The following is a 21,340-nucleotide window of genomic DNA, read 5'->3' on the forward strand; positions in this document are numbered from 1 at the left end:
GTGCGACATCCGCGCCGCGTCCGCCGCCCGGTTTCCCGGCGCCATCGCGCGACCGGTTCGAAACCGATCGTGTAGACTTGCGCCCCTTGCTCTCCTCACCACGACTTGCCATGGACAATGCCGAACGAACCGCGCGAATCGCGACGGGTCTGCTCGTCGTCGCGCTCGTCGAGTTGCTGGCGCTTCTGATCGGCTACGTGTTCGCCAGTTCGATGGACGATCCGTACACCGGCGTTCGTGTGCTGATTACCGCGCTGTTCTGGGCGGCAGGCCTCTCGGCCCTCGGCGTCATCGCGGCGATCGCCTGCCTGTCGATCGACCTGCAGGCGCGCGGCGGCGTGATCTACGGGGCGCTGGTGCTGCACGGCCTGCTCGTCCTGCCCGGGCTGTTTCTGTCCTTCCACTGAATCGCACCGCAGCCGCCGGCGTCACGCCGCCTCCGCACGCGGCACCGCCCGCACCCCCAGCAGCATCGCGACCGCGCACGCGGCCAACAGCGCGGCGATCATCAGCATCGCCGGATCCATGCTGCCGGTTCGCGTGCGGATCAGCCCGACGAGCCAGGGAGTGATCATACCGCTCGACACGCCGATGCTGCTGATCAGCGCGATCCCGCCGGCCGCGCCCGCGCCGGAGAAATACGCGGACGGCACGGCCCAGAACACCGGATGCGCGGCGAAGATCAGCATCACCGCGACCGACAGCAGCGCCATCATCGCGACGATGCTCGACAGGTGCAGCGTCAGCAGCGCAAGCGCCACCGCGCCGCCGAACGCGCATGCCGCGAAGTGCCGGCGCCGCTCGCGCTTGCGGTCGGAACGCCGCGCGATCGCGATCAGGCCGGCCGCGCCGATCGCGTTCGGCACGACCGACAACAGGCTGATCTGCACGACGTCGTGGATGCCGAATTCGCGGATCATCAGCGGCATCCAGAACAGCAGCATCAGGAGCGCGGTGGTCAGCGAGAAATAGATGAACGCGAACAGGTACGTGCGCGGTTCGGCCAGCACCTGCCGCAGCGAATGTGGCGCCGGCGTATCGGCACCGGTGGCACCGGCGGCACCAGCGACACCGGCGCGGTCGGCGGCCAGGTCGGCCGCAAGCCGCTGGCGATCGGTGTCGGACAGCCAGCGCGCCTGCTCGGGACGATCGCACAGCCAGAACCACGCGATCACGCCGAGCAGGATCGCGGGCGCGCCCTCGATCGCGAACATCCATTGCCAGCCGTGCAGCCCGAGCACGCCCGACATCCCGCGCATCAGCCAGCCCGACAGCAGCCCGCCGACCATCCCCGCCACCGCGACACCCGCGTAGAAGATCGACAGCACCGACGCGCGCCGCCGCGCCGGATACCAGTACGTCAGGTAGAACACCACGCCCGGAAAGAACCCGGCCTCGAACAGCCCGAGCAGGAAGCGCAGCACGTAGAAGTGCTTCGCGCTGTCGACGGTGATCATCGCGACCGACACCGCGCCCCACAGGCACATGATCCGCGCGAACGTGCGGCGCGCACCGAAGCGGCGCAGCAACGCGTTGCTCGGCACCTCGAACAGCACGTAACCGACGAAGAACAGCACGGCGCCGAGGCTGTACATCGCGTCGGTCAGGCCAAGATCCTGCCGCATCTGCAACTGCGCGAAGCCGATGTTGCTGCGATCGAGAATCGACACGATGTAGCAGATGAACAGGAACGGCACGATCCGCATGCCGATGCGCCGGTACAGCGCGTCGTCGTCCGGTGCGGCGGCGCCGGACGCGACGGCACGCGCGGCGTCGACTTGAAGAGGGGCTGACATCGATCGTCTCCTCGATGGATTCGGGTGCGGGGCGAACATGGGGCGCCGGTCGCCGCCGCCCGCGCGCGGCAACCGGCCGTTGCGCGTTCAGTCGCGCGGCGCGGCTTCGCCCTTCACGCCGAGCATCAGCGCGACGCCGCTCGCCACCAGCAACGCGGCCAGCAGATACACGGCGAGATCCATGCTGCCGGTGCGCGTGCGGATCATCCCGATCACCCACGGGCTGACGATGCCGCTCGTGATCCCGATGCTGCTGATCAGCGCGATCCCGGCCGCGGCCGCGTTGCCCGACAGGTAGCGGGTCGGCACGGCCCAGAAGATCGGCAGCGCGGCGAAGATCAGCGTCGCCGCGATCGACAGGCACGCGAGCATCGCCGCGAAGCTGTGCAGGTGCAGCGTCAGCGCGGCGAGCGCGATCCCGCCGCCGATCGTGCAGCACGCGAAGTGCTTGCGGCGCTCGCCGGTCCGGTCCGAACGGCGCGCGATCAGGACCAGCCCCACCGCGCCGACCGCGTTCGGCACGACCGTGTACAGGCTCACGGCCACGACGTCGGTCACGCCGAAATCGCGGATCATCAGCGGCATCCAGAAGTTGAGCGTCAGCGACGCGCAGGTCAGCGAGAAATAGATGAACGCGAACAGGTACACGCGCGGATTGGCGAGCGCGGCCACGAGGCTGCGCCCGTCGTGCGCGTGGCCGTGGCCGCGGCCGTCGGCGCACAGCGCGGCGACCCGCGCCTTTTCATCGGCCGTGAGCCACGTGGCATCCTGCGGCCGGTCGACCAGGAACGTGAACGCGGCGAACGCGAGCAGGATCGCCGGCGCGCCTTCGATCGCGAACATCCACTGCCAGCCGTGCAGGCCGAGCACGCCGCCCATGTCGCGCATGATCCAGCCCGACATCAGGCCGCCGAGCACGCCGGCCACCGCGACGCCCGCGAAGAACACCGAGATCGCGGCCGCGCGCCGGTTCGCGGGGAACCAGTAAGTGAGGTACAGCACGATGCCGGGAAAAAAGCCGGCTTCGAACACGCCGAGCAGGAACCGCAGCACATAGAAATGCGACGGCTGCGACACGAACATCATCCCGGTCGACGCGATGCCCCACAGCAGCATGATCCGCGTGAAGGTGCGGCGCGCGCCGAAACGCGCGAGCAGCATGTTGCTCGGCACTTCGCAGAACACGTACCCGACGTAGAAGACCGCGGCGCCGAGGCCGTACATCGCGTCGCTGAAGCCGAGATCGTGCTTCATCTGCAACTGCGCGAAGCCGATGTTGATGCGGTCGAGGAACGATACGACGTAGCAGAGGAACAGGAACGGCACGATCCGCCATGCGATCTTGCGGAACAGCAGCGCGTCGTCCGTGGCGGCGGATGCGGAAGCCGAGGCGCTCGCGTGCGCGAGCGTCGCTTCGGCATGAAGCGATTGGGGCATGTCTCTCTCCAAACAGGCTGCGCGATTCGGGCGCGCAGCCGTCTCCCAGGGCGTACGTGCGCCCTGCTTTCTTGTGAGCTCGGATCACGGCGGACGGCAAGACGGCGGAACGCCGCGGCCGGTCGCCGCTTCAGAAAAAAGGCGGAGCGCCCTGTCGGACACCCCGCCTGTGCAAGCCGCTCAGTCCTGCAGCGCGGCCCACATTTCCTTGTCGCGCTGCGCGGTCCAGATGCGCGGATGCGTGATGCCGCTCGCTTCGTCGAACGCACGCGACACGTCGAACGGCAGGCAGTGCTCGTAGATGAACACGTGGCCGAACTTCGGGTCCATCGCTTCGCGCGTGAGCGCCATCGACGCCTTCAGGTCGAGCTTCTGCTCGACGGCCTTGCGGCCCTGCGCGAGCAGCGTCGTGACGAAATCCTTCGTGTAGTCGAGGCCCTTGTTCACGTCGGCCGGGTTCAGCAGCGCGGGGCCACGGCCCGGCACCAGCTTCTCGGCGTTCAGCGCGCGCAGCGCCTCGAGCGTGGCCGGCCACTGTTCGAGCTGGGCATCGCCGCAATAGCACGCGGCGTCGTATTCGACGAGGTCGCCCGAGAACAGCACTTTCTGCGACGGGATCCAGACGATCGTGTCGCCCTTCGTGTGGCCCGAGCCCACGTGCATGATCTTCACCTCGAGCTTGCCGAGGAACAGCGTGATCTCGCGTTCGAACACGAGCGTCGGCCAGGTCAGGCCCGGCACCGTCTCGACACCGGCGAACAGGCGCGGGAAACGCTCGATCTCCGACTTCATGTCGGCCTCGCCGCGCTCGACGATCATCTCGTACGTGCCACGGCTCGCGATCACGTGCTGCGCGCCTTCGTCGAAATACGCGGACGCGCCGAGCACGCGCACCGCGTGGTAGTGCGACAGCACGACGTGCTTGATCGGCTTGTCGGTCACGCTGCGGATCTTCGCGATCAGGTCCTGTGCCATCGCAGGCGTCGCGGTCGTGTCGACGATCAGCACGCTGTCGTCGCCGATGATCACGCCCGAGTTCGGGTCGCCTTCGGCGGTGTACGCGTACGCGTTCTCGGACAGCTTCGTCCAGGTGACTTTCTTCTCTTCCAGATCGGCTTGGGAGGCGAATGCTTTGGCCATGTTGCGTTCCGTGGCTGCGAGCCATGTGTTGAGGGGAGTGAGCGGATCATCTTCTCGTGCCGAATATTTGTCAATGACAAAGTCGCTTGCTATTGTCTAATGCGGGTAAACCTGCGGGCTGGCGCGATAAATGGCGTCGGATACCATGCGGGGTTTCGTCAACGGAAGAATCATCGCGTGCAGAACCACGAAGTCAGCGCAGACGATGCGCCGCCCAAGGCGCAGCGCGGGATCCAGAGTGTCGAGGTCGGCGGCCGGCTGCTCGACGCGCTCGCGCGCCGGCGCAAGCCGCTCGGGCTGTCCGAGCTGGCCGCGGCGGCCGACCTGTCGACCGCACAGGCGCACACCTATCTCGTCAGCCTGACGCGGCTCGCGCTCGTGAAGCGCGACGCGCTCACCGGCAACTACGAGCCGGGCCCGTTGTCGCTGCGGCTCGGGCTGATGTCGATCGAGCGCCAGCCGGCCTATCGCGCGACGCTGCCGCACGCGGCACGGCTCGCGGAAGCGGTCGGCCTGAGCGTCGCGCTGTCGGTGCCGGGCGCGCTCGGGCCGACGATCGTGCGCATCGAGCACGGCGGTTATCCGCTGCACGTGAACCTGCATGTCGGTTCGGTGATGTCGCTCGACACGACGGCCACCGGCCGCGTGTTCCGCGCGTTCGGCGACCCCGCGCAACTCCGCGCGATGGCCGCCAGCCAGGCCGGCGCGGCTGACACGCTTGCAGGCGGCGAGCAGCCCGTGCCGGATACCGGCGTGCCGCAGGCCGAACTCGATGCGATCCGCGCACGTGGGATCGAGCGCGGTGTCGACCTGCCGAGCCCCGGCGTCAGCGCGATGTGCGTGCCGGTGTTCGACGCGGCGGGCGCGCTGCAGCTCGCGTTGACGGTGATCGGTTCGACGGGCTCGATCGACGTCGCGTGGGACGGCCCGATCGCGGCGGCACTGCGCGACGCGGCACGGCAGGCGAGCGCATCGCTCGGCGCGGCGCACGATGCCCCGCCGCCCGCACCCGGCGCAGCCCCGGCCGCTGCGCGCGTGCCGCCCGCGCTGGCCGACGATGCGAAGGCGCAGCGCGGGATCAACGCGCTCGACAGCACCGGCGAGTTGCTGCTCGCGCTGGTATCGGCGGGCCGCGCGCTGCCGCTGCGCGATCTCGCGGCGGCGGCCGGCATGCCGGCCGCGAAGGCTTTTCCGCATCTCGTCAGCCTGCAGAAGATCGGCCTGCTGAGCCGCGACGACGCCGGCTGCTTCGGCGGCGGCCCGCTCGGGCAGGCGCTCGGCCTGATCGCGATGCAGCGCGTGTCGCCGACGCGCGACGCGGAAGCCGAGATCGTCGCACTGGCCGGCGCGACCGACATGAGCGTGGCGGCCGCGACGCTCGGGCCGCTCGGCCCGACGGTGATCCGCCTCGAGGAATCGGCGCGGCCGCAGCATGTGAGCCTCCAGGTCGGCACCGTGATGTCGCTCGTCAATACGGCGATCGGCCGGATTTTCGCGGCCGGCATGTCCGACGACGTGCTGGCCGACCTGCTCGCCGACGAGCCCGTGCGCCTCGCGGGCCGCATCGCCCCGCCGGCCGAGGACGCATTCCGGGCGCGACTCGCGACGATCCGCGCGGACGCGCTCGATTTCGCGTTCGACGCGCCGGTGCCGGGCATCGGGACGGTCGCCGCGCCCGTGTTCGATCACACCGGCAGCATCCGGCTCGTGATCGCGATCATCGGTTCGTCGCGCGGCTTCCCGCGCGGGCCGGACAGCGATCTCGCGCAGGCGTTGCTCGCCGCGACGCGGCGGCTGTCGTGGCGGTTCGGGTGGATCGGCCGGTAAGCCGACGCCTGCTTCCGCCATCCTCCGCAGCGCCCGAATCCCCCTCTCTTGTTTCAGGCGAGGCCGTGCCGGCACGGCCTCGTCGCGCGCCAGCACGGCCGCGCCAGGGCACCCGATATTCATGTTGCGAAGCAGCAACACAAATTGTCAGTAATTCTCATATAACGAAATCGCATTTCACAAAGCGGAGATGTTTCGCTATGATTAGGGTTATCCCTAACTCGCCACCTATATGGGGCTTCGTCATGCAAACGTCTAATGTCTCCGACCGTTCCACCGAATCCGCTGGCTGGCTCGCACGTATGGGCGAGCTGATTGCAGAAGCTTGGGCACTCCACCTCGAGACCTGCGAAGTCATCGCTGAAGCACACGCCCGCCTGCCGCGCTGAGCGGTACGACCGGCCCACAGCCGGCCCCACGATGCCGTCCTGATCCGCTTGCCCGGATGCGCGCCGCAAGGCCGCGGCACCCGGCAACGCCCGGCGCGGCAAACAACGTGGAAACCGGCAAGCGTTGCCCCGGCTGACTGCGCTCCCGGTGTCGGGAGCGTGTCGGGGTCGCTTTAACGCCGATGCCGGCGCCAGTCCGCCTCGACGCGGTATCGAATCGGCTTCGGCGCGCATTTATCTGACGGCTGCCCGGGCGGGCAGCCGTTATCCAGCCAGCACGCGGGAAGGCCGGACCATCGCGGACGGAAGATTCATCCGCGTTGCCGGCGGCGGTACCGAATCGCGCCGCGCGGCTTCTCCCCCGCGCGATTGCCGGCTTTCTGCGCGCATACGCGCAGCCACTAGCGCCGTCGTTTCAACGACGGCCGCCTCTCACCCCTGCCTTCCTCACACCTGAATCGACGGCACGTCCTTCATGCAGCGCAGTGCAAACATCGAGCGGCTGTGACGGATGCTCGAAATCTTGTACAGCTTTTCGCGCAGGAAGCGCTCGTAGCCGGCCGTGCCGTCCACCGCGACCTTGATCCAGTAGTCGTACTCGCCCGACACCAGATACGCCTCGAGGACCTCGGGCAGCGCGGCGAGCTCCTCGCCGAAGCGGGCGAGCGCGTCGTCCTCGTGGCGATCGAGCGTGACTTCGAGGATCACGATGTCCGCATAGCCCAGCTTCCGCTGGTTGACGAGCGCCACATAACCGTCGATGTAACCGTCCACCTCGAGTTGCCGTGTGCGGTTCCAGCACGCGGTGGTCGACATGCCGATCTGTTCGGCCAGTTCGGCGTTCGACAGGCGCGCGTTTTTCTGCAGTGCACCCAGGATCTTGCGGTCCTGGCTGTCGAGCGTTTTCGGCGAGCGTTCACGTGTGGCCATGGCAGGAAGAATCTTCTACTGAAAAGCGCGATTCTATCTGAAGGACATTCCGGATTTGTGTCGGTTTGTGTGGAAATGCGGAAGCCTTTTAATCCGGCCCCTTGATATATTTTCCCCATGCCTGTTGTCCGGCACGCTCCCCGCGACAACCCCTTCGCAGCGGGACGCACGGCCGCAATCACGAGTTGCGGTGCCGGCCAGCAGGCATGCGATTCCCCGCCGCCCGCGCGCCTATCCGGCCGCGCGGCTTCGGCGCCCGTGTTCCTGTTCCCGCCCTACCCGTCATGTCGTTCAGGCTTTACCTCTCGTTTCTCGCTGCTTCCGCCGTTCTCGTCTACGCTCCCGGCCCCGTCAACCTCCTCACCATGAACCAAGCGCTGCGCGCCGGCTGGCGCCGCGCGCTGCCGTGCGTCTGGGGCGGCACGCTCGCCGTGCTGCTGCAACTCGCGCTGACCGCGCTGTGCCTGAATTCGCTCGTGCATCTCGACGAGCGCGCGCTGACCGTGCTGCGCTGGGCCGGCGCGGCCTACCTCGTCTGGCTCGGCTGCAAGCAATGGCTCAGCCGCGCGCCGGCCGGCGGGCCCGCCAGCGCGGCAGGGCCTGCCGGGGCTGCAACGCCGGAGACCGACTCGCACCGCGCGCTGTTCTGGCGCGGCCTCGCGACCTCGGGGCTGAATCCGAAAACGCTGCTGTTCTTCCCGTCGTTCTTCCCGCAGTTCATCGTCCCTGACGCCGACTGGAGCCTGAACCAGCAGTTCCTGCTGCTCTCGGCGACCTTCGCGGTGCTGTTCGCGGGCGGCGTCGCGTCGATGGCGCTGTTCTCGCATCGGCTGAGCCGCGCACTGCAGCGGCCCGCGCGGATGCGCGCGATGAACCGCGTCACGGGCGGGCTGCTCGTCGGGATGGGCGCGATCATGGCCGGCTGGAACTGAACGGCCGCCGCTACGCGCGTCGTCGCAACCGCCGCCGGCCCCGCGAAAAAGCAGCCGATCGCGGAATGCTTTAGGGTAGCGCCTGGTTCGTTGGACATGCCCGGCCTGCCGGGCGACTGAATGAAGCACGTCACTACCCGCCTGCGGCGCCTGTTCGCGCCGATCGGCCTGCACTGGTATCTCGCCCTTCTCCTCGCGCTCGATGCACTGATGGTGCTGCGCCCGGTCGTCGACAACGCGAAGCTCGGCCGCCACGGCGCGTGGCTTGCCGATGCGCTGAACCTCGTCGACAACGCGGGGCTCGTCGTGCTGCCGCAGGTCGTGATCGCGGCCGGCCTCGCGACCATGGCCATCGGCATCTTGCTGCGCGCGCGCGTCGCATGGGTGCTGTCGATCCTGCTGCTGGTCGCGGCTGCCGCGCTCAGCGCGCTCGGCGGCTATCCGAGCCACGGCGTGTTCGCCTACACGGCCGTGCTGGTCGTCACGCTGCTTTATTACTGGCGGCATTTCGACCGCGCGAGCATCGCCGCGAGCAGCCTGTTCGCGTTGCTGAGCATCGTGTCGCTGCTGATCTACGCCACCTTCGGCGTGCTGTATCTCGGCGACGAATTCACGCCGCCCGTCCACGACCTCGCCACCGCCGTCTATTTCTCGATCGTGTCGATGTCGACGGTCGGCTACGGCGACATCGTTCCGCACGCGCCGACCGCGCGGCTGTTCACCGCGTCGGTGATCGTGCTCGGCATCACGGTGTTCGCGACGTCGATCAGCGCGGTCGTCGGCCCCGTGATCGGCGGCAATCTGAAACGGATCGTCAAGGGAGGCATTTCGAACGTGATCCGCAAGCATCATTTCCTGATCGTCGGCGCGACGCCCGTCGCGCATGCGGTACACGACGGGCTGCGCAAGCGCGGCTACGCGGTGACCGTCGTCGTGCCGGCCGGCGTCGAGCACAACTACGCGGCGGCGACCGACCTGATCGTCGGCGACGCGACCGACCATGCGGTGCTGGAAAGCGCCGGCGCGGCGACCGCGCGCGCGGTGCTCGCGTTGCGCTCCGACGACGCCGAGAACGCGTTCATCATCCTCGCGATCCGCGAGATCGCGCCGTCGGTGCGCACGGTCGCGCTCGTGAACCAGCAGCGCAATCTTGAACGGCTGCGCCTGTTGAAGCCCGACATGGTGTTTTCGCCGCAGCAGCTCGCGGGCGAACTGCTCGCGAGCACGCTCAACGACGAACCGGTCGACAAGTCGATGATCTCGCACCTGCTGTTCGGCACGGCCGATGCCGCATGACCTGTCGGGCCCGTGACCGCGTGACCGCGTGAAATCATGACCTCATGACCTCATGACCTCATGACCTCATGACCTCGCGACCTCGCGACCTCGCGACCTCGTGACCTCGTGACCTCGTGACCTCGCGACCGCATAGCCTCGAGACCGCATGACCCCCGGCGGCCGGCATGCGCCCGGTACAATCGCGCGATGTCCGAATTGCTCACTTACGGCGGCCTGTTCGCCGTGTCGATGGTCGCCGCGACCCTGTTCCCGCTCCAGTCCGAAGCCGTGCTCGCCGGCCTGCTGCTCGCCGGGCGCGAACCCGTATGGGCGCTGGTGCTCGTCGCGAGCATCGGCAACGTCGCCGGCTCCGCGATCAACTGGGCGCTCGGGCGCGGCATCGAGCACTTCCGCACGCGCCGCTGGTTTCCCGTCAAGCCCGCCGCGCTCGCACGCGCCGAGCGCTGGTATGCGCGCTACGGCCGCTGGTCGCTGCTGCTCAGCTGGGCGCCCGTGATCGGCGATCCGCTGACGATGATCGCCGGCGTGCTGCGCGAGCCGCTGCCGAGCTTTCTCGCGATCGTGACGATCGCGAAGGTCGGCCGTTACCTGGCCGTCGCGTGGCTCGTCACGCACTGACACCCGCGTTCCCGCCGCACCTGCCGGCGTCGCCATCGACGACGCGCCGCTAAAGAATTCGCCGCTGCTGCCGTATTAAACGGTCGATCAGCGGTGACGCGTGCGTTCCGCCCCTCTCCCTCCCCACTCAGGAAGTTTCATGAGATTGACCCAATTGGGCCGGGTGAGCGTCGGCGCGCGTCTTGCCGCGCTGGCGTGCGCGCTCGTCGCCCTGCTGTTTACCGTGTTCGCATGGACGCTCGCCCATTTTGCCGGCCGGCAACTCGCCGAAGAGGCACACCTGCGGATCGCCGACAACGAGCAGTCGATTCGCGCGATGGTCGACCTGTTCGACAAGGCGCTGACCGCCGAAGCCGATCGCTCGATGTCGCTGTTCGCGAGCTTCCTGCCGGCCGAGTTCTCGCTCGACCCGGCGCGCACCGTCGACATCGGCGGCGTCGCCGCGCCGACGCTCGTCGCGGGCGGCCAGCCGCTCGACCTCGACTATTCGATTCCCGACCAGTTCCTGAAGAAAAGCGGTGCGATCGCGACGATCTTCGCGCGCGACGGCGACGATTTCGTGCGCATCACGACTTCGCTGAAGAAGCAGGACGGCGCGCGCGCCGTCGGCACGAAGCTCGACCGTGCGGGCCCCGCGTACGCCCCGCTCGTCGCCGGACGCGTGTACACGGGCCTCGCGAAGCTGTTCGGGCGGCCGTACATCACGCAATACAAGCCGGTAACCGACGCGACCGGCCGCGTGATCGGCGCGCTGTTCGTCGGCCTGGACATCGGCGCCGAGCTCAAGCTCGTCGAAGACGGCATCCGCGCGCTGAAGATCGGCAGCAACGGCTACTACTTCGTGCTCGACGCATCGCAGGGCCCGTCGCGCGGCACCTTCGTCGTGCATCCCGATGCGGCCGGTGCGCCCGCCGACGACACGCGCGCGCCCTACGCGCAGATGCTCGCGGCCGGCACGGGACGGCTTGCCTACACGTCAACCGACCCGGCCGCGCACGACAGCGGGCCCACCGCGAAATTCGTGTCGTTCACGACGATTCCGCAGTGGCAATGGCTCGTCGGCGGCATCGCGCTCGACGACGAACTGCTCGCCGGCATGCGCGCCACCCGCAACCGCTTCCTGATGCTCGGCGCGTTGCTCGTCGCCGCGTTCGCGACGCTGTTCGTCATCGTGGTCCGCCGTGTCGTGAGCCGGCCGCTCGATGCGGCGGCACGCGCCTCCGAGCGTTATGCGGCGGGCGATCTCAGCGTGCGCATCCGCGATGACGCAGCGATGCGCGGCAACGCGGGCCACGCCGGCAACGACGAGATCGGCCGGCTCGTGCAGGCCGTCGACGGGATCGGCGACGGCCTCGCCCGGATCGTCGAGCAGGTGCGCAACAGCTCGGCCGACATCGCGCGCGGCACGGTCGACATCGCGGCCGGCAGCGGCGACATGGCCGCGCGGATCGCGACGCAGGCGAGCAGCGTCGAACAGACCGCGGCCAGCATGGAGCAGATCACCGCCGCCGTGCAGCAGAGCGCCGAGCACGCGGCGCAGGCCAACGCGCTGGTCGCCCACGCGTCGGCCGCCGCGACGAACGGCGACGCCGCGGTGCAGCGCGTGGTCGCGACGATGGACGACATCGGCCGCGCAACACGCCGGATCGCCGAGATCACGGGCACGATCGAGGGCATCGCGTTCCAGACCAACATCCTGGCGCTGAACGCGGCCGTCGAGGCCGCGCGCGCGGGCGAACACGGCAAGGGCTTCGCGGTGGTCGCGGCCGAGGTGCGCACGCTCGCGCAGCGCAGCGCGGCCGCCGTGAAGGAGATCGACGCGCTGAGCGCCGAATCGTCGACGACCGTCGAACAGGGTTACCGGATCGCGGACGCCGCGCGCGGCACGATGCGCGACATCGTCGCGCGCGTCGACCAGGTCAGCACGCTGATCGGCGAGATCAGCGCCGCGTCGCGCGAACAATCGACCGGCATCGAACAGGTGAACCTGGCCGTCACGCAGATCGGCGACGCGACGCAGCGGAATGCCTCGCTGATCTCGGACGCCGAACGCGCAGCCGTCGCGCTGCGCGACCAGGCCGCGCAGCTGGCGGACGCGGTCAGCGTGTTCCGGCTCGAGCGGCACGCGTGACCGGAGCGGACGATGAACGACGGACGATCGGCCGCGGCCGGGCAACTCGCCTACTTCTTGTCGCCCGCCAGGTCGATCGCCTTGTCCGAGCCGACCGCGTTGCGCAGCTGGAATTTCTGGATCTTGCCGGTCGACGTCTTCGGCAGCTCGCCGAACCGCACGACCTTCGGCACCTTGAAGCCCGCGAGCAACTGCCGGCAATGCGCGACGATCTCCTCTTCGGTCGCGCTCGCGCCTTCGCGCAGCTCGACGAACGCGCACGGCACCTCGCCCCATTTCGGGTCGGGCATCGCGACGACGGCGGCGACCGCGACGGCCGGATGCCGGTACAGCGCATCCTCGACCTCGATGCTCGAGATGTTCTCGCCGCCCGAGATGATGATGTCCTTCTTGCGATCCTTGATCCGGATATAGCCGTCCGGCGTCAGCACCGCGAGATCGCCGGTATGGAACCAGCCGCCGTGGAACGCGTCGTCGGTCGCCTTCGGGTTCTTCAGGTAGCCCTTCATGCAGATGTTGCCGCGGAACATGATCTCGCCGAGCGTCTCGCCGTCGGCCGGCACCGGCGCCATCGTGTCGGGATCGAGCACCGTCGCGCCCGCTTCCAGGTGGTAGCGCACGCCCTGGCGCGCATTGAGCCGCGCACGCTCCTCATCGGGCAGTTCCTCCCAATGCGCCTGCTTCGCGCACACGGTCGCCGGGCCATAGACCTCGGTCAGCCCGTACACGTGCAGCAGGTCGAAGCCGATCTCCTTCATCTTCGCGATCACGGCCGGCGCGGGCGCCGCGCCCGCCACCATCGCATGCACCGTGTGGTCGATGCCTGCGCGGAATTCGGCCGGCGCGTTCGCGATCGCGCTCTGCACGATCGGCGCACCGCAGTAGTGTGTGATGCGTTCGCGGCGAATCAGGTCGAACACCGTCTTCGCGTCGAACTTGCGCAGGCAGACGTTCACGCCCGCGCGTGCCGCGACGGCCCACGGGAAGCACCAGCCGTTGCAGTGGAACATCGGCAGCGTCCACAGGTAGACGGCGTGCTTCGGCATGTCCCATTCGAGGATGTTGCTGATCGCCGCGAGATACGCGCCGCGATGGTGGTAGACGACGCCCTTCGGATCGCCGGTCGTGCCGGACGTGTAGTTCAGCGCGATCGCATCCCATTCGTCGGCGGGCGGGGTCCACGCGTAGTCGGCGTCGCCGCTGGCGACGAGCGCCTCGTAGTCGGTCGCGCCCGCGAAGCGTGCGGGGTCCGCCGGCATCGCATCGGCCACGCTGACGATCTTCAGGCCCGGCACCTCGAGCGCCGCGCGATGCGCGAATTCCGCATATTCGGTGTCGACGATCAGCACCTTCGCCTCGCCATGGCGCAGCATGAAAAGCACCGACGACACGTCGAGCCGCGTGTTGATCGTGTTCAGCACGGCGCCGGCCATCGGCACGCCGAAGTGCGCCTCGACCATCGCCGGGATGTTCGGCAGCATCGCCGCGACCGTGTCGCCGCGGCCGACGCCGAGCCGCGCGAGCGAGCTCGCCAGCTGCTTCGCGCGCGTGTAGGTCTCGCCCCAGGTGCGCCGCACGTCGCCGTGCACGATCGCGAGGCGCTCGCCGTAGACTTCGGCCGTCCTGACCAGGAAGTCGATCGGGGTGAGCGGCACGTAATTGGCGTCGCGGCGGCCGAGCCCGGCCTCGAACATCTGCGTCATGATCCTGTCTCCCGTGTCCTGTCGACCGGGGTGGATCCACCCCGGATCGTTTTGATGTGGTTCAATTGCCGACAGCCTAACGGGCGCTATTGTGAGCCGTCTGTCATCGAAACGACAGAGTGCCTTTCCCGCGCTGCGCGTTATCCCTATCCTCGCAAACCCGACCCATGCACGACCCTCTCGCCGCACCGCCCGACGCGCCCGTCCACCCGGCCGACGCCCTTTCCGCACCGGGCCCGCTGCCGGCGCTGTCCACGCTGTTCGGCCAGTGCGCGTGGTTCCGCACGCTCGCGCCCGAACACCAGGCGCTCGTGCTCGCGCAATCGCGCGTCGAGCAGTGCGAGGCCGGCGACGTGATCGCCCATCGGCTCGCGCCGTCCGAATACTGGATCGGCGTGCATCGCGGGCTGCTGAAGCTCGCGATCTTCAACGCGTCCGGGCGCGGCTGCACGTTCTCCGGCGTGCCGTCGGGCGGCTGGTTCGGCGAAGGCAGCGTGATCAAGCGCGAACTGCGCAAGTACGAGGTCGTCGCGATCCAGCGCTCGACCGTGCTGTTCGTGCCGGTCGACACGTTCCACGCGCTGCTCGACACGAGCCTGCCGTTTACGCGCTTCGTGATTCACCAGCTGAACAACCGGATGGGCGAATTCATCGCGTCGATCCAGAACAGCCGGCTGCTGGACGTCGACGCACGCGTCGCGCAGTCGCTCGCGCAGCTGTTCAATCCCGACCTGTACCCGGACACCGGCCCGTCGCTGTCGATCTCGCAGGAGGAACTGGGGATGCTCGTCGGCGTGTCGCGGCAGCGGATCAACCAGGCGCTGCAGCAGCTCGAGAAACTCGGCGTGCTGCGGCTCGCGTACAACCAGATCGACGTCGTCGACCTCGGTGCGCTCGCGCGTGTCGGGATGGAGCAGATCTGAGCGCGGGCCCATGAGCGGAACCGCCGCAGGCGCAGCCGGCCCGTCCGGTATCGCGACCGTTTTGCGGCCGTTTTCAGGCCAGCTCGCCGCGCGGCATTTCCTCTGCCGAATCGGCGTCGGGCCGCCCGCCGCAACCTGACAATTCCGCCAGTTTCGCGACAGTAACCCGTTCCACGCCGACGCCTATCATTCGGGTTCCCTTTACCGACGCCTGATCACCGCCTGTCCCGCTGCCTCCATGTGGATCGTCAATCTTGCGCTCAGGCGCCCCTACACGTTCATCGTCATGGCCATCATGATCGTGCTGGCCACCCCGCTTGCGCTGATGCGCACGCCGGTCGACGTGCTGCCCGCGATCAACATCCCCGTGATCAGCGTCATCTGGAATTACAGCGGCTTCTCCGCGACGGAGATGACGAACCGCATCACGTCCGTGCACGAGCGCATCCTGACGACGACCGTCAACAACATCCAGCACGTCGAATCGACGTCGCTGCCCGGCATCGCGGTCGTGAAGGTGTTCCTGCAGCCGGGCGCGAACGTGCAGACGGCGATCGCGCAGACGGTCTCGTCCGCGCAGGCGATCGTGCGGCAGATGCCGCAGGGCGCGACGCCGCCGCTCGTGATCACCTATTCGGCCTCGAGCATCCCGGTGATCCAGCTCGGGCTGTCGAGCAAGACGCTCAGTGAACAGTCGCTCGCCGACATCGCGCTCAACTTCCTGCGCCCGCAGCTGATCACGGTGCCGGGCGTGCAGATCCCGTTCCCGTACGGCGGCCGCACGCGCGTGGTCGCGATCGACCTCGATCCGCAGGCGCTGCTCGCGAAGGGGCTCACGCCCGCCGACATCGTCAACGCGGTCAACGCGCAGAACCTCGTGCTGCCGACCGGCACCGCGAAGATGGGCCAGACCGAATACCGGATCGACACCAACGCGTCGGCCGATACGGTCGCCGACATCAACAACCTGCCGGTCCAGACCGTCAACGGCGCGACGACCTATCTGCGCGAGGTCGCATCGGTACGCGACGGTTTCGCGCCGCAGACCAACGTCGTGCGCCAGAACGGCCAGCGCGGCGTGCTCATCTCGATCCTGAAAAGCGGCGACGCGTCGACGCTCAAGGTCGTGTCGGACCTGAAGGCGCTGCTGCCGAAGGTGATCCCGACGCTGCCCGAAGGGCTCACGATCACGCCGCTGTTCGACCAGTCGGTGTTCGTCGACGCGGCCGTCCAGGGCGTGATCCACGAAGCGCTGATCGCCGCCGTGCTGACCGCGATGATGATCCTGCTGTTCCTCGGCAACTGGCGCAGCACGCTGATCATCGCGATCTCGATTCCGCTGTCGATCTTCACGTCGCTGATCGCGCTGTCCGCGCTCGGCGAGACCATCAACATCATGACGCTCGGCGGGCTCGCGCTCGCGGTCGGCATTCTCGTCGACGATGCGACCGTGACGATCGAGAACATCGAGCGGCACCTGCATCTCGGTACGAACCTGCACGACGCGATCCTCGAAGGCGCGGGCGAAATCGCGGTGCCCGCGTTCGTGTCGACGCTGTGCATCTGCATCGTGTTCGTGCCGATGTTCTTCCTCACGGGCGTCGCGCGTTTCCTGTTCGTGCCGCTCGCGGAAGCCGTCGTGTTCGCGATGCTCGCGTCGTACGTGCTGTCGCGCACGCTGGTGCCGACGCTCGCGATGCTGCTGTTCCGCCCGCAGCAGGCGAGCGCCGGCCCGGATCGTTCGACGTCGCGCTTCGCACGCCTCCATCACGCGTTCAACGAAGCGTTCGAGCGGCTGCGCGCGTGGTACATCGTGCTGCTCAGCATCCTGCTGGTGCGCCGCCGCTTCTACGCGACGTGCTTCCTCGGCTTCTGCGTGCTGTCGACCGGCCTCGTGTTCGCGCTCGGCCGCGACTTCTTCCCGAACGCCGATTCGGGCAACATCCGCCTGCACATGCGCGCGCCGACCGGCTACCGGATCGAGGAAACCGCACGCCTCGCCGACCAGGTCGAGCGCGTGATCCGTGAAACCGTGCCGCCCGACGAGCTCGGCGCGATCGTCGACAACCTCGGCCTGCCTGTGAGCGGCATCAACCTGTCGTACAGCAACGCCGGCACGATCGGCACACTCGACGGCGAGCTGCTGATCGCGCTGAAACCGGGCCACCGCGCGACCCAGCATTACGTGCAGGCACTGCGCAAGGTGCTGCCCGAGCGCTTCCCGGGCGTCGAGTTCTTCTTCCAGCCGTCGGACATCATCACGCAGATCCTCAACTTCGGCCAACCGGCCGCGATCGACCTGCAGGTGCTCGGCAACGATCTCGCGAGTAACATGACTATCGCGAGCAGCCTGATGAAAAAGTTCAGGCAAATCCCCGGCTCCGTCGATGTGCACGTGCTGCAACGCAACGACGAACCGACCCTGCTGGCCGACATGGACCGTACGCGCATGCAGCAGCTCAACCTCTCCGCGCAGAACGTCGCACAGAACATGCTGATCTCGCTGTCCGGCAGCTCGCAGACGACGCCGTCGTTCTGGATCAACCCGCGCACCGGCGTCCAGTACCCGCTGCAGATCCAGACCCCGCAATACAACATCTCGTCGGTCGACGACCTGCTCGGCACGCCGATCTCGGCGAGCGGCCGCACCGGCATGCCGCTGCAACTGCTCGGCAACCTCGTGCAGGTGCGCAGCACCGCGAACCCGGCCGTGATCACGCACTACAACATCCGCCCGGCGATCGACGTGTACGTGAGCGTCGAGGGCCGCGACCTCGGCGCGGTCGCGGGCGAGATCGACCGCATCGTGTCGGACGCGCGCGCGACGCTGCCGCGCGGCACCGAGCTGACGATGCGCGGCCAGATCGAGACGATGCGCACGTCGTACCTCGGCCTCGGTGCGGGCGTCGCGATGGCGATCGTGCTCGTCTACCTGCTGATCGTCGTCAATTTCCAGTCGTGGCTCGACCCGCTGATCATCATCAGCGCGATGCCGGCCGCGCTCGCCGGCATCGTGTGGATGCTGTTCATCACCGGCACGCACCTGAGCGTGCCCGCGCTGACGGGCGCGATCATGACGGTGGGCGTCGCGACCGCGAACAGCATCCTGGTCGTGTCGTTCGCGCGTCAGCGTCTCGAAGCCGGCGCGCCGCCGCTCACGGCCGCGCTGGAGGCCGGCGCGACACGGATCCGGCCGGTGCTGATGACGGCGCTCGCGATGATCATCGGGATGGTGCCGATGGCGCTCGGTCTCGGCGAAGGCGCCGAGCAGAACGCGCCGCTGGGCCGCGCGGTGATCGGCGGGCTGCTGTTCGCGACCGTTTCGACGCTGCTGTTCGTGCCGCTCGTGTTCGGCGGCGTGCATGCGCGGCTGGCCCGCCGGCGCGCGCGCCAGGCCGGACACTGACTTTCTTTCGCCCACTACCCGGTTGAATTGGTTGAATTCATGGAAGAGAAACATCACAGCGCCGTCGGCATCCAGGTGGACGAACACGGCATGCACCTGCCGACACGCACGTCGGTGTCGCGACGCGGACGCATCGTCCTGATCGTGATCGGCGTGCTGCTGGCCGCCGGCGCCGCGCGCACGATCGTCGTCAACGTGCTGAACCGCAACCGGCTCGACACGGTCGCCGAGCAGAACACGCGCCAGTACGTGACCGTCGCGCATCCGGTCGATGCGGCCACCGGCGGCAAGCTGTCGTTGCCCGGCACGCTGCGCGGCTTCGTCGAGGCGCCGATCTATGCACGCGCGAGCGGCTACGTGCTGCGCTGGCAGGCCGACATCGGCGCGCACGTGAAGCAGGGCCAGGTGCTCGCCGAACTCGACACGCCCGAGCTGAACCAGGAACTCGCGCAGGCCACCGCGCAGCGCCAGCAGGCGCAAGCCGCGCTCGCGCTCGCGAAGACGTCGTTCGACCGCGCACAGCAGTTGCGCCAGCGCGATGCCGTCTCGCAGCAGGAACTCGACGACCGGCAAGGCGCGTTCAACCAGGGCACCGCGAACCTTGCCGCGGCCGACGCGAACATGCGCCGCCTCACCGAGCTGAAAGGCTTCCAGCGGATCGTCGCGCCGATCGACGGGATCGTCACGCAGCGCAACGTCGACGTCGGCGATCTCGTCAGCTCCGGCAACGCGGGGCGTTCGCTGTTCATGGTCGTGCAGGCCGACCGGCTGCGCCTCTACGTGCAGGTGCCGCAGGCGTACGCGCAGCAGGTGAAGGTCGGCCAGCACGTGAGCGTCGCGCAGGCCGAGCTGCCGGGCCGGACGTTCGACGGGACGATCACGCGCACGTCCGAGGCGATCGACGTCGCGACGCGCTCGCTGCAGATCGAGATCACGCTGCCGAACCCGGACGGGCGGCTGCTGCCCGGCGCCTACGTGCAGGCCACGTTGCCGATGACGCCGGTCGGCCGCCTGCAGGTGCCGGCCAATACGTTGCTGTTCCGCGCCGAAGGCCCGACGGTCGCGACGGTCGATGCGAACGGCCAGGTGCGTCTGAAACAGGTGACGGTCGTGCGCACGATCGGGCAGACGCTCGAGGTCGACGGCCCGCTCACGCCGAACGACCGCCTCGTCACGAACCCGAGCGACGCGCTCGCCAACGGCGATCAGGTGATCGTCTCGGCGCCGGCCGCGAAGCCGGCATCGAGCGCCGCGGAGGCGAAGTCGTGATCGCGATGCGCATCCGCCGGCGGCCCGCCGCCGTCTCCGCCACCGCCGTTGCGCTCGCCGCCGCCCTCGCCGGCTGCACGGTCGGCCCCGACTACCAGCGGCCCGACGTCGCCACGCCGGCCGCGTGGCGGCTCGATCCGGCCGATGGGTACTGGCACCCGGCCGCGCCGGCCCGCGCGCCGCTCGACCCGGCATGGTGGACCGCGTTCGGCGATCCGCAGCTCGATGCGCTGGAAGCCGAAGCGCTGCGCAACAACCAGAACCTGAAGGCCGTCGCCGCGCGCTACGACCAGGCGAAGGCGACGCTCGCGTCGGTCGCCTCGGCGCAGTATCCGGCCGTCGGCCTGAACGCGAGCGGCCAGCGCTTCAAGATCTCGGCCGACCGGCCGCAGACCAACTACGCGACGCAGAGCATGTCGACCGTGCAGAACGACGTCCAGGTCGGCGCGAGCGTCAGCTACGAGCTCGACCTGTTCGGCCGCGTCCGGCGCAGCGTCGAATCGGCGCAGGCCACCACCGAACAGGCGCGCGACGATTTCGCGAACGCGCGCCTGGTGCTGACCGCCGATCTCGCGTCGAGCTATTTCGCGCTTCGTGAATTCGACACCGAGATCGACGTCGTCAAGCGCTCGATCGACCTGCAGCAGAAGGCGCTCGACTACGTGAGCGCGCGGCACGACCTCGGCGCGGTGTCGGGCCTCGACCTGCTGCAGCAGCGCGCGCAGCTCGACGCGACGCGCACCCAGGCGCAGCTGCTGCTCCAGCAGCGCGTGCAGGTCGAAACCGCGATCGCGACACTGGTCGGCACGCCGGCCCCCACTTTCTCGATCGCGCCGCGCGTCGTGCCGATCAACGCGCCCGCGCTGCCGACCGGCCTGCCGAGCGACGTGCTGCAGCGGCGCCCCGACGTCGCGTCGGCCGAGCGCGCGATGGCCGCCGCGAACGCGCAGATCGGCGTCGCGCGCGCCGCGTATTTCCCGCGCATCATGCTGTCGCCCGACATCGGCTGGGACGCGACGCGCTTCGCCGGCCTGTTCACCGTTCCGGCGTTGCTGTGGTCGGTCGGCGGGTCGCTCAGCCAGCCGCTGTTCGAAGGCGGCAAGCTGAAGGCCGGCGTCGATTTCGCGCAGGCCGGTTATGTCGCCGCGCAGGCCAGTTACCGGCAGACCGTGCTCACCGCGTTCCAGGAGGTGCAGAATGCGGTCACCGGATTGTCGGTGCTCGCGGAGGCCGCGCAGCAGGCCTCCGCGGCCGTCGACGACGCGCGCAAGCTCGTGTCGCTCGCGCAGGATCGTTACGCGGGCGGCCTGACGCCGTTCATCGACGTGCTGACGGCCGAGCAGCAGTTGCTGACGAGCGAGCGGCAGGCCGTGCAGATCCAGGGCCAGCGCGCGGCGCTCGTCGTGTTTCTCGCGAAGGCGCTCGGCGGCGGCTGGGACGGCCAGGCGGCAAGCGGCCCGGCGCCGGCCGAGGTCGCCGCAGCCCCGGCACCGGCGCCAGCGCCCCCGGGCCCTTAACCGGATTACGCGGACAACGGATT

At 68.7% G+C, this 21,340-nt stretch carries 15 protein-coding genes; 10 read left to right on the plus strand and 5 right to left on the minus strand.

Going from position 1 to position 21,340, the window contains the following annotated elements; translation table 11 throughout:
• The first annotated feature begins 110 nt into the window (after positions 1–110).
• Positions 111–407, plus strand: a complete 297-nt coding sequence (locus tag VK92_RS01260; RefSeq protein WP_048023105.1) for a hypothetical protein — start codon at positions 111–113, stop codon at positions 405–407.
• Positions 408–428: 21 nt separating this feature from the next.
• Here the strand turns inward: VK92_RS01260 and VK92_RS01265 are convergent, their stop codons facing one another.
• The 3 genes from VK92_RS01265 to VK92_RS01275 form a co-directional block, all read right to left on the minus strand.
• Positions 429–1,796: an MFS transporter gene (locus VK92_RS01265; RefSeq protein WP_048023108.1), complete on the minus strand. Its 1,368-nt coding sequence runs from the start codon at positions 1,794–1,796 to the stop codon at positions 429–431.
• An 87-nt stretch (positions 1,797–1,883) separates the two neighbouring features.
• Positions 1,884–3,233 carry an MFS transporter gene (locus VK92_RS01270; protein ID WP_021159225.1) on the minus strand — a complete coding sequence of 450 codons (1,350 nt, stop codon included), beginning with the start codon at positions 3,231–3,233 and terminating at the stop codon, positions 1,884–1,886.
• 180 nt (positions 3,234–3,413) lie between these two features.
• Positions 3,414–4,373, minus strand: a complete 960-nt coding sequence (locus VK92_RS01275) for an MBL fold metallo-hydrolase (protein WP_048023110.1) — start codon at positions 4,371–4,373, stop codon at positions 3,414–3,416.
• Between the two features lie 177 nt (positions 4,374–4,550).
• On the opposite strand from VK92_RS01275, the gene VK92_RS01280 reads away from it, so the two are divergent.
• Entirely contained in the window at positions 4,551–6,200 is a 1,650-nt protein-coding gene (locus VK92_RS01280; protein WP_048023112.1) for an IclR family transcriptional regulator, read from the plus strand.
• An 836-nt stretch (positions 6,201–7,036) separates the two neighbouring features.
• On the opposite strand, the gene VK92_RS01285 is transcribed toward VK92_RS01280, so the two are convergent.
• Positions 7,037–7,519 (minus strand): Lrp/AsnC family transcriptional regulator, encoded by a 483-nt coding sequence (locus VK92_RS01285; RefSeq protein WP_021159229.1) that lies wholly within the window; start codon positions 7,517–7,519, stop codon positions 7,037–7,039.
• A gap of 284 nt (positions 7,520–7,803) precedes the next feature.
• Between VK92_RS01285 and VK92_RS01290 the strand changes: the two genes are divergently transcribed.
• The 4 genes from VK92_RS01290 to VK92_RS01305 all read left to right on the plus strand — a co-directional run bounded on the left by VK92_RS01290 (position 7,804) and on the right by VK92_RS01305 (position 12,499).
• Positions 7,804–8,451, plus strand: a complete 648-nt coding sequence (locus tag VK92_RS01290) for a LysE family translocator (protein WP_048023113.1) — start codon at positions 7,804–7,806, stop codon at positions 8,449–8,451.
• Positions 8,452–8,571: 120 nt separating this feature from the next.
• Entirely contained in the window at positions 8,572–9,747 is a 1,176-nt protein-coding gene (kch, locus tag VK92_RS01295; RefSeq protein ID WP_021159231.1) for a voltage-gated potassium channel protein, read from the plus strand.
• 189 nt (positions 9,748–9,936) lie between these two features.
• On the plus strand, positions 9,937–10,368 hold the full coding sequence (locus VK92_RS01300) for a YqaA family protein (protein WP_048023115.1): 432 nt from the start codon (positions 9,937–9,939) through the stop codon (positions 10,366–10,368).
• A 139-nt stretch (positions 10,369–10,507) separates the two neighbouring features.
• Positions 10,508–12,499 carry a methyl-accepting chemotaxis protein gene (locus tag VK92_RS01305; protein WP_048023117.1) on the plus strand — a complete coding sequence of 664 codons (1,992 nt, stop codon included), beginning with the start codon at positions 10,508–10,510 and terminating at the stop codon, positions 12,497–12,499.
• Positions 12,500–12,549: 50 nt separating this feature from the next.
• Here the strand turns inward: VK92_RS01305 and VK92_RS01310 are convergent, their stop codons facing one another.
• Positions 12,550–14,202, minus strand: coding sequence for an acyl-CoA synthetase (locus VK92_RS01310; RefSeq protein ID WP_048023118.1), 1,653 nt, complete (start codon positions 14,200–14,202; stop codon positions 12,550–12,552).
• 167 nt (positions 14,203–14,369) lie between these two features.
• On the opposite strand from VK92_RS01310, the gene VK92_RS01315 reads away from it, so the two are divergent.
• The 4 genes from VK92_RS01315 to VK92_RS01330 all read left to right on the plus strand — a co-directional run bounded on the left by VK92_RS01315 (position 14,370) and on the right by VK92_RS01330 (position 21,317).
• Positions 14,370–15,125 carry a Crp/Fnr family transcriptional regulator gene (locus VK92_RS01315; RefSeq protein ID WP_021159235.1) on the plus strand — a complete coding sequence of 252 codons (756 nt, stop codon included), beginning with the start codon at positions 14,370–14,372 and terminating at the stop codon, positions 15,123–15,125.
• A 238-nt stretch (positions 15,126–15,363) separates the two neighbouring features.
• Positions 15,364–18,531 (plus strand): efflux RND transporter permease subunit, encoded by a 3,168-nt coding sequence (locus tag VK92_RS01320; protein WP_048023120.1) that lies wholly within the window; start codon positions 15,364–15,366, stop codon positions 18,529–18,531.
• Positions 18,532–18,570: 39 nt separating this feature from the next.
• Positions 18,571–19,800 carry an efflux RND transporter periplasmic adaptor subunit gene (locus VK92_RS01325; RefSeq protein WP_048023122.1) on the plus strand — a complete coding sequence of 410 codons (1,230 nt, stop codon included), beginning with the start codon at positions 18,571–18,573 and terminating at the stop codon, positions 19,798–19,800.
• Positions 19,801–19,805: 5 nt separating this feature from the next.
• Positions 19,806–21,317, plus strand: a complete 1,512-nt coding sequence (locus tag VK92_RS01330; RefSeq protein WP_082160850.1) for an efflux transporter outer membrane subunit — start codon at positions 19,806–19,808, stop codon at positions 21,315–21,317.
• Positions 21,318–21,340: the final 23 nt, after the last annotated feature.

This window comes from Burkholderia sp. LK4, from assembly GCF_001043615.1.
GTDB lineage: Bacteria > Pseudomonadota > Gammaproteobacteria > Burkholderiales > Burkholderiaceae > Burkholderia > Burkholderia cepacia.